This is a genomic window from Albidovulum sp. (assembly GCF_008933605.1).
In the GTDB taxonomy this organism is placed as follows: domain Bacteria; phylum Pseudomonadota; class Alphaproteobacteria; order Rhodobacterales; family Rhodobacteraceae; genus Albidovulum.
Map to the genome: position 1 here is coordinate 1 of NZ_WBUS01000131.1, position 8,867 is coordinate 8,867.

Consider the following 8,867-nt stretch of genomic DNA (forward strand, 5'->3'; position numbering starts at 1 on the left):
GTGCGGGGCGGCTGGAAGAACCTCAAGGCCGTGATCCCCGGCGGCGCCTCCTGCCCGATCCTGCCCGCAAAGCTCTGCGAAGAGGCGATCATGGACTACGACGGGATGCGCGAGCTGAAGTCCTCGTTCGGCACCGCCTGCATGATCGTGATGGACCAGTCCACCGACGTCATTGCGGCGGTCTGGCGGCTGTCGAAGTTCTTCAAGCACGAAAGCTGCGGCCAGTGCACGCCCTGCCGCGAAGGCACCGGCTGGATGATGCGGGTGATGGAGCGGCTGGTGCGCGGCGACGCCGAGGTCGAGGAGATCGACATGCTCCTCGACGTGACCAAGCAGGTCGAGGGCCACACGATCTGCGCCCTCGGCGACGCGGCGGCCTGGCCGATCCAGGGTCTGATCCGTCACTACCGCGAGGAGATCGAGGACCGCATCAAGGCCAAGCGCACCGGCCGCATGGGCGCGATGGCGGCGGAGTGAGGGCGTTGCGCGGCATGGCTTCACCTCGCACGCCGCGCCCCGGACGGGGCAGCTGCCGTCGCGTGGATGGCCCGCGTCCGGCATGGGCGCTCCGGCGCGACGCGTGGTGCGGTCCGGCGAGGGCGCGGCCATGCTGATCCTCTCCTTCCTGGGCCCGGTCGTCGCCTCGGTCCTCTACGTCATCGTGTTCCAGAAGGCGGGGTTCCGGGGACCCATCCTCTTTGTCGCGGCCGGCCCCGTCGTCGGCGCCGTCCTGACGCGCATCCTCGTCTCGACCATGGTCATGGGCAGCGGCCCGGTGGCCGGGGTCTTCCTCTTCTCGGCCGCGCTTTCGCTCGCGCCGCTCATCGTTCTGGCCTTCATGGCCTGGCCACCGGCGACCCTGCCGGGGCCGCGGATTTCCACGGAGAAACACTGATGTCCAACCTCCGCAAGATCATCATCGACGACGTAGAAGTCGAGGTCGATCCGAACCTGACGCTGATCCAGGCCTGCGAACAGGCCGGGATCGAGGTGCCGCGTTTCTGCTATCACGAGCGGCTTTCGATCGCCGGGAACTGCCGGATGTGCCTTGTCGAGGTCGTCGGCGGCCCGCCGAAGCCCGCCGCCTCCTGCGCCATGCAGGTCAAGGACCTGCGGCCGGGGCCGAACGGCGAGCCTTCGGTCGTCAGGACCAACTCGCCGATGGTGAAAAAGGCGCGCGAGGGGGTGATGGAATTCCTGCTCATCAACCACCCGCTCGACTGCCCGATCTGCGACCAGGGCGGCGAATGCGACCTGCAGGACCAGGCGATCGCCTACGGCGTCGATTTCAGCCGCTTCCGCGAGCCGAAGCGCGCGCTGCCCGATCTCGACATCGGGCCGCTGATCGAGACCTGCATGACCCGCTGCATCTACTGCACCCGCTGCATCCGCTTCACCACCGAGGTGGCGGGGCTGACCGACATGGGCACGCTCGGGCGCGGCGAGGACACGCGGGTGACCACCTACGGCAACGAGATGCTGCCGATCGACGCCGCCGATCCCGAACACGCGGTCGGCGCCGCGCTGAGGGCGGTCATGGATTCGAACCTGCAGGGCAATATCATCGACCTCTGCCCGGTCGGCGCCCTGACCTCGAAACCCTATGCCTTCACCGCCCGGCCCTGGGAACTGACCAAGACCGAGTCGATCGACGTGATGGACGCGCTCGGCTCGAACATCCGCATCGACACCAAGGGCCGCGAAGTGATGCGCATCCTGCCGCGCAACCATGACGGCGTGAACGAGGAGTGGATCAGCGACAAGACCCGCTTCATCTGGGACGGCCTGCGCCGGCAGCGACTGGACACGCCCTACGTCCGCGAGAACGGCAAGCTGCGCACGGCCACCTGGGCCGAGGCGCTGGCCAAGGCGGCGGCGGCAATGACGGGCAGACGGGTGGTCGGGCTGGTCGGTGACCTGGCCCCGGTCGAGGCGGCCTACAGCCTGAAGCTGCTGGTCGAGGGTCTGGGTGGCCGCGTGGAATGCCGCACCGACGGCGCGCGGCTGCCGGTCGGCAACCGCTCGGCCTATGTCGGCACGGCGAGGGTCGAGGACATCGACAGCGCCAAGGCCATCTTTCTGATCGGGACCAATCCACGCGACGAGGCGCCCGTGCTGAACGCGCGCATCCGCAAGGCCTGGGCGAACGGCGCGAAAGTGGCTCTCGTCGGGCCGGCCATCGACCTGACCTACGACTATGAGCACATGGGTGACGACCGGCAGGCCCTTTCGCAGGTCGCGGCGGCGGGGGAGAGGCTGGCGGCGTGCCGCGATCTGAACGGCGTCGTGATCATCGGACAGGGGGCGATCCGCGAGGCGGACGGCGAGGCGGTGCTGGCGCTGGCCATGCAAATCGCCGCCAAGTCGGGCAGCAAGCTCCTGGTCCTGCACACCGCGGCCGGCCGCGTCGGCGCGATGGACGTGGGCGCCTGCACCGAAGGCGGACTGGCCGTGGCCACCGAGGGCGCCGAAGTCGTCTACAACCTCGGCGCGGACGAGGTGGAGATCAGCCGCGACGGCGCGGCGGCGCCCTTCGTCATCTACCAGGGCAGCCATGGCGATCGCGGCGCCAACCGTGCTGACGTGATCCTGCCGGCGGCCGCCTGGACCGAGGAGAACGGGCTGTTCGTCAATACCGAGGGCCGCCCGCAGCTGGCCATGCGCGCGGGCTTTGCCCCCGGCGCGGCGAAGGAAAACTGGGCGATCCTGCGGGCGCTGTCGGCCGAGCTTGGCGCGACGTTGCCCTGGGACAGCCTGGCCGCGCTGCGCGCCGCACTTGTCAGGGCGCACCCGCACCTCGGCCACATCGACGAGGTGGCCGCCAACGCTTGGGAGCCCTTGCCGCTGCGCGCGCCCGGAAGGGCCACTTTCCGCAACGCGATCAAGGATTTCTATCTGACGAACCCGGTCGCACGCGCCTCGGCGGTGATGGCGGAGCTTTCCGCCATGGCCCGGGCGCGGGCCGCGAAGTCGATGGCGGCGGAGTGATGATGGCGCGGGCGCTGCCGCTGCGGGCCCTGAAGGGCGGTCTGCTGACCGCCCTGTCGGCCTGTGCGGCGACGCCTGCCGCGCGGGTCTACCACGCCGCCGACCCGGTCGGCATCGGCGGCGATCTCGTGGGCTTCCTCGTCACCGTGGAGGGGGCGAGGACGGGCGCCGAGGCGGAGGACTACGCGACCTGTGTCGCGGCCGCCTATGCGCTGGAAAAACAGGCGGGATTCGCGCGGAAAGTGCGGGTCTACGTGAAGGAAGAGGGTGGCGTTTGGAGCGCGGATGCTGTTTACAGCGTCTCGCCGGCGCTGCCCAAGGGCATGCGGACGATCGATGCCGAAGTGACGGTCGCCGACTGTGCCGAACGCGGCATACCGACGGTCTGAGAAGGAAGGTCTAAGGGACGGACATGGCAGAATTTCTGGCAACACCACTGGGGACCTTCGTTCTGATCCTTGTGCAGGGTCTCGGCATCATCGCCTTCGTGATGCTGAGCCTGCTGTTCCTCGTCTACGGCGACCGCAAGATCTGGGCGGCCGTGCAGATGCGCAAGGGGCCGAACGTGGTGGGCGCCTTCGGCCTGCTGCAATCGGTGGCCGACGCCCTGAAATACGTCGTCAAGGAAATCGTCGTGCCCGCCGGGGCCGACAAGTTCGTGTTCTTCCTCGCGCCGATGCTGAGCTTCGTGCTGGCGATCCTCGCCTGGGCGGTGATCCCGTTCCATCCGGGCTGGGTGCTGGCCGACATCAACGTGGCCGTGCTCTTCCTCTTCGCCGTCTCCTCGCTCGAGGTCTACGGCGTGATCATGGGCGGCTGGGCGTCGAACTCGAAATACCCGTTCCTGGGCTCGCTCCGCTCGGCCGCGCAGATGATCTCCTACGAGGTCTCGCTCGGTCTCATCATCATCGGGGTGATCATCTCCACCGGTTCGCTGAACTTCTCGGCCATCGTCGAGGCGCAGGAAGGGTCCTGGGGGCTCTTCAACTGGTACTGGCTGCCGCACCTGCCGATGGTGGTGCTGTTCTTCGTGAGCGCGCTGGCCGAGACGAACCGCCCGCCCTTCGACCTTCCGGAAGCGGAATCGGAACTCGTCGCGGGCTTCATGGTCGAATATTCGTCGACCCCCTACCTGCTCTTCATGGCCGGCGAATACATCGCGATCTTCCTGATGTGCGCGCTGATGTCGATCCTCTTCTTCGGCGGCTGGCTGAGCCCGATCCCGGGCCTGCCGGACGGCTGGTGGTGGATGGTCGGCAAGATGTGGGTCTTCTTCTTCCTCTTCGCGATGGTGAAGGCCATCGTGCCGCGCTACCGCTACGACCAGCTCATGCGGATCGGCTGGAAGGTGTTCCTGCCCCTGTCGATCGGCTGGGTGGTGATCGTGGCGTTCCTGGCGAAATTCGAGGTGCTCGGCGGCTTCTGGGCGCGCTGGGCGATCGGGGGCTGAACCTGATGGGGATCGACTGCGTCCTCTTCGAACGTCTCGTGACGCTCTCCGGGCAGGGGCTCGCGCCGAAGCGGGCCGTGATGCTCGGGCGGCAGGGGCTGAAGATCGAGCGCGCCCATGCGCGCCGGTATTCCGAGGCGTTGAAGCGTGCCGGCCTCGACATGAGCCGGTTCGAGCTTCTGCAAGAGGACGGCTTCAGCGAGACGATGTTCCGCAAGCTCGGTTTCGGCGACATCGAGGCGGCGGACTTTTCCGACTACGAGGGCGCGACGATCCTTCAGGACCTGAACGAGCCCCTGGAGCCCGGGCTTGCCGGGCAGTTCGACTTCGTCTTCGACGGCGGCACGATCGAGCATGTGTTCAACGTGCCGCAGGCGCTCGACAATGTCTTCCAGATGCTGGCGCCGGGCGGGATCTTCGTCTCGGCCAACGGGCTCAACGGCTGGGCGGGCCACGGGCTTTACCAGTTCAACCCGGAGCTTGTCTGGACCTATTGGCGGCGAGGGCGGGGATGCGAGGTGCTGACCTGCGTCGGCCTGCCCAAGGACCCGACGCAACCCGCCGTCGTCTTCCCCGACCCGGCGGAGCGCGGCGTGCGCCTGCGGCTGAACGGTCGCCTTCCCGAGGGCCGCGTCTATCTCTACTACGAAATCCGCAAGACCGGGGACGCGACCCACGCCGCCGCGGTCCTGCAAAGCGACTACGCTGTCAAATGGGCTGATCGCGGGTCGAAAACGGCCACCACCGCGCAAGGGGTCCTGCAATGAGTTCCATCGACTACACCCGCGCCGCGAAATACTTCCTGCTCGTCGATTTCCTCAAGGGCTTCGGCCTTGGGATGAAATACTTCTTCGCGCCCAAGGCGACGCTGAACTACCCGCACGAGAAGGGGCCGCTTTCCCCCCGCTTCCGCGGCGAACATGCGCTGCGCCGCTACCCGAACGGCGAGGAACGCTGCATCGCCTGCAAGCTTTGCGAGGCGATCTGCCCGGCGCAGGCGATCACCATCGACGCCGAACCGCGCGAGGACGGCAGCAGGCGGACGACGCGCTACGACATCGACATGACCAAGTGCATCTACTGCGGCTTCTGCCAGGAGGCCTGCCCGGTCGATGCCATCGTCGAGGGGCCGAACTTCGAATTCGCCACCGAGACGCGCGAGGAGCTCTTCTACGACAAGGCGAAACTTCTCGACAACGGCGCCCGCTGGGAGGCCGAGATCGCCCGTAACCTCGAACTGGACGCGCCTTACAGATGAACGCGTTCCCGGCACATATCGCACCCGTTCGGGACACGGGCAGCGCCCGGCCCGAGGGTGGGCGTGAAGCGCCCGCCCTGGGGGGCGGGTCGGGCGCTGCCCGTGCTGGCGCACGGGCGGAAGGTGGCGAGGTATCGCAATGACCGAAGCCTTCCAGAAACTCTTCGCGCAGATGCTGGAGCAGGGCCAGGAAATGGCCCGTGCCTTCAATCCGGCGCTGGAGAACTTCTCGGTCGCGGGCATCGACAAGCTGGTGCCGACGCTCTCCAAGGACATGATGGAGATGTGGTTCGGCAAGACCTTCAACCGCGAGGGGCTGGACGCCAAGACCCGGCTTCTCGTCACCGTGGCGGCGCTGACGGTGCTGGGCGCGCAGGCGGAGCCGCAGATGCGGCTGACGATCCGTCACGCGCTGGAAGCCGGGGCGACGAAACGCGAGATCGCGGAAGTGATCTACCAGATGAGCATGTTCGGCGGCTTGCCGGCGATGACGAAGGCGCTGGAGATCGCGCAGGCCGTCTTCGACGAGGTCGGTGACAAGACAGGAGATGACGCATGAGTGTCATGGTGTTCGCCTTCTACCTCTTCGCCATCTCGGCGGTGGCCGCGGGGCTGATGGTGGTGCTTGCCCGGAACCCGGTGCACTCGGTGCTCTGGCTGATCCTCGCCTTCCTCTCCGCCGCCGGGCTATTCGTGCTTCTCGGAGCGGAGTTCGTGGCGATGCTCCTGATGATCGTCTATGTCGGCGCGGTCGCGGTGCTCTTCCTCTTCGTGGTGATGATGCTCGACGTCGATTTCGCCGAACTCAAGGGCGAGATGGCGCGCTACATGCCGCTCGGGCTCCTGATCGGCGTGGTGATCCTGATGCAGCTCGGCATCGCATTCGGCGCCTGGGCGCCGGCCGAGACCGCCGAGTCCATGCGCGGCGCGGTCACGCCCGAGGGGGTGACGAACACCGCCGCTCTGGGCCTGCTGATCTACGACAAGTACATCCTCCTCTTCCAGCTCGCGGGCGTCATCCTGCTCGTGGCGATGATCGGGGCGATCGTGCTGACCCTGCGTCATCGCAAGGACGTGAAGCGGCAGAACGTGCTGGCCCAAATGTGGCGCGATCCGGCCAAGGCGATGGAACTGAAGGACGTGAAGCCGGGGCAGGGGCTCTGACCCCCGACCCGCCCCGGCGCAGGCCGGGGCCTCGCCCGGCCGGGCGGAACGAAGCGGGGCCCCGGATCAGGTCCGGGGCGCGGCGAATGCAAAGACGATAGGGGGCGGAGGCCCCCGGAGGGACGCGAATGATCGGACTGACACATTACCTTGGCGTGGCCGCGGCGCTTTTCGTGATCGGCATCTTCGGCATCTTCCTGAACCGGAAGAACGTCATCGTCATCCTGATGTCGATCGAGCTTCTGCTTCTCTCGGTCAACATCAACTTCGTCGCCTTCTCGGCCTACCTCGGCGACCTCGTGGGGCAGGTCTTCACCATGTTCGTGCTGACCGTCGCCGCGGCCGAGGCCGCCATCGGGCTCGCGATCCTCGTCTGCTTCTTCCGCAACCGCGGCACCATCGACGTCGAAGACGTCAACGTGATGAAAGGGTAAGGGCAAATGGAAACGATCATCCTCCTTGCCCCGCTCGTCGGAGCGATCATCGGCGGCTTCGGCTGGCGCGTGATCGGCGAGACGGGCGCGCTCGTGGTGACGACGGGGCTGCTCTTCCTGTCGATGCTGCTCTCGTGGATCGTCTTCCTCGGCTTCGACGGCACCACCCAGCACATCCACATCCTAGACTTCATCCGCTCGGGCACGCTCGACACCGCCTGGTCGATCCGTCTCGACCGGCTGACGGCGATCATGCTGATCGTGGTGACGACGGTCTCGGCGCTCGTCCACCTCTATTCCTGGGGCTACATGGCCCATGACGAGAACTGGCGCGAGGGCGAAAGCTACAAGCCCCGCTTCTTCGCCTACCTGTCGTTCTTCACCTTCGCGATGCTCGCGCTGGTGACGGCCGACAACCTCGTGCAGATGTTCTTCGGCTGGGAAGGCGTCGGCGTCGCCTCCTACCTTCTGATCGGCTTCTACTACCGCAAGGCCAGCGCCAACGCCGCCGCGATCAAGGCCTTCGTCGTCAACCGGGTCGGCGACTTCGGCTTCGCCCTCGGCATCTTCGGGCTGTTCTATCTGGTGGACAGCATCGACATGGACAACGTCTTCGCGGCCGCGCCGACGCTGGCCGAGACGCAGTTGCGCTTCCTCTGGACCGACTGGAACGCGGCGAACCTGCTGGCCTTCCTCCTCTTCGTGGGCGCGATGGGCAAGTCGGCGCAGCTTTTCCTGCACACCTGGCTGCCGGACGCGATGGAAGGCCCGACGCCGGTCTCCGCCCTCATCCACGCGGCGACCATGGTGACCGCTGGCGTCTTCCTCGTCTGCCGCATGTCGCCCCTCTTCGAATACGCGCCCGAGGCGAAGAGCTTCGTCATGTACATCGGCGCGGCCACCGCCTTCTTCGCGGCAACCGTGGGCCTCGTCCAGAACGACATCAAGCGGGTCATCGCCTATTCGACCTGTTCGCAGCTCGGCTACATGTTCGTCGCCGCCGGCGCCGGCATCTACTCGGCGGCGATGTTCCACCTCTTCACCCACGCCTTCTTCAAGGCGATGCTCTTTCTCGGCGCCGGGTCGGTCATCCACGCGATGCACCACGAACAGGACATGCGGAACTACGGCGGCCTTAGGAAGAAGATCCCGCTCACCTTCTGGGCAATGATGATCGGCACGCTGGCCATCACCGGCGTCGGCATCCCGCTGACCGCGATCGGCTTCGCCGGGTTCCTCTCGAAGGATGCGATCATCGAGAGCGCTTTCGCCTCCGGCAACGGCTTCGCCTTCGGGGCGCTCGTCGTCGCCGCGCTCTTCACCAGCTTCTATTCCTGGCGGCTGATGTTCCTGACCTTCTACGGGCACGAACGCGGCGACCATCACGCGCACGAGCACGCGCATGAAAGCCCCGCGACGATGACCGTGCCGCTCGGCGTTCTCGCGGTTGGTGCGATCTTCGCGGGGATGCTCTGGTACAAGCCCTTCTTCGGCGACCATGCCTCGATGGTGACCTTCTTCGCCATGCCCGAACATGCCGCCGCCCCGGCCGAGGGCGCGGGGGACCATGCCG

11 protein-coding genes are annotated in these 8,867 nt (G+C 66.9%); all 11 read left to right on the forward strand.

All coding sequences use genetic code 11. The features are described from left to right. Positions 1-477, forward strand: a 477-nt coding sequence (locus F9K34_RS14660) for an NADH-ubiquinone oxidoreductase-F iron-sulfur binding region domain-containing protein (RefSeq protein WP_291337777.1), incomplete at its 5' end; no start/stop codon positions are given. 82 nt (positions 478-559) lie between these two features. Then, the gene (locus F9K34_RS14665) at positions 560-895 is read left to right on the forward strand and encodes a hypothetical protein (RefSeq protein WP_291337778.1); all 336 of its coding nucleotides are present in this window, start codon (positions 560-562) and stop codon (positions 893-895) included. Next, the gene (gene nuoG / locus F9K34_RS14670) at positions 895-2,988 is read left to right on the forward strand and encodes an NADH-quinone oxidoreductase subunit NuoG (RefSeq protein ID WP_291337780.1); all 2,094 of its coding nucleotides are present in this window, start codon (positions 895-897) and stop codon (positions 2,986-2,988) included. Before F9K34_RS14665 ends, nuoG begins: the two co-directional genes overlap by 1 nt. Before the next feature lie 2 nt (positions 2,989-2,990). Then, positions 2,991-3,377 carry a hypothetical protein gene (locus F9K34_RS14675; RefSeq protein ID WP_366557913.1) on the forward strand — a complete coding sequence of 129 codons (387 nt, stop codon included), beginning with the start codon at positions 2,991-2,993 and terminating at the stop codon, positions 3,375-3,377. Positions 3,378-3,400: 23 nt separating this feature from the next. After that, positions 3,401-4,438, forward strand: coding sequence for an NADH-quinone oxidoreductase subunit NuoH (nuoH, locus tag F9K34_RS14680; RefSeq protein WP_291337783.1), 1,038 nt, complete (start codon positions 3,401-3,403; stop codon positions 4,436-4,438). Positions 4,439-4,443: 5 nt separating this feature from the next. After that, positions 4,444-5,205, forward strand: a complete 762-nt coding sequence (locus tag F9K34_RS14685; RefSeq protein WP_291337784.1) for a methyltransferase domain-containing protein — start codon at positions 4,444-4,446, stop codon at positions 5,203-5,205. Beyond that, positions 5,202-5,696, forward strand: coding sequence for an NADH-quinone oxidoreductase subunit NuoI (gene nuoI, locus F9K34_RS14690; protein WP_291337785.1), 495 nt, complete (start codon positions 5,202-5,204; stop codon positions 5,694-5,696). The genes F9K34_RS14685 and nuoI overlap by 4 nt, the downstream gene beginning before the upstream one ends. 139 nt (positions 5,697-5,835) lie before the next feature. Further along, the gene (locus F9K34_RS14695) at positions 5,836-6,255 is read left to right on the forward strand and encodes a carboxymuconolactone decarboxylase family protein (protein WP_291337786.1); all 420 of its coding nucleotides are present in this window, start codon (positions 5,836-5,838) and stop codon (positions 6,253-6,255) included. Continuing rightward, positions 6,252-6,860 (forward strand): NADH-quinone oxidoreductase subunit J, encoded by a 609-nt coding sequence (locus F9K34_RS14700; RefSeq protein ID WP_291337788.1) that lies wholly within the window; start codon positions 6,252-6,254, stop codon positions 6,858-6,860. Before F9K34_RS14695 ends, F9K34_RS14700 begins: the two co-directional genes overlap by 4 nt. A gap of 128 nt (positions 6,861-6,988) precedes the next feature. Next, a complete protein-coding gene (gene nuoK / locus F9K34_RS14705) occupies positions 6,989-7,294 on the forward strand; it encodes an NADH-quinone oxidoreductase subunit NuoK (protein ID WP_291337790.1) in 306 nt (101 codons plus the stop codon). Positions 7,295-7,300: 6 nt separating this feature from the next. Beyond that, positions 7,301-8,867: NADH-quinone oxidoreductase subunit L (nuoL, locus tag F9K34_RS14710; protein WP_291337806.1), on the forward strand; the 1,567-nt coding region annotated here is incomplete at its 3' end.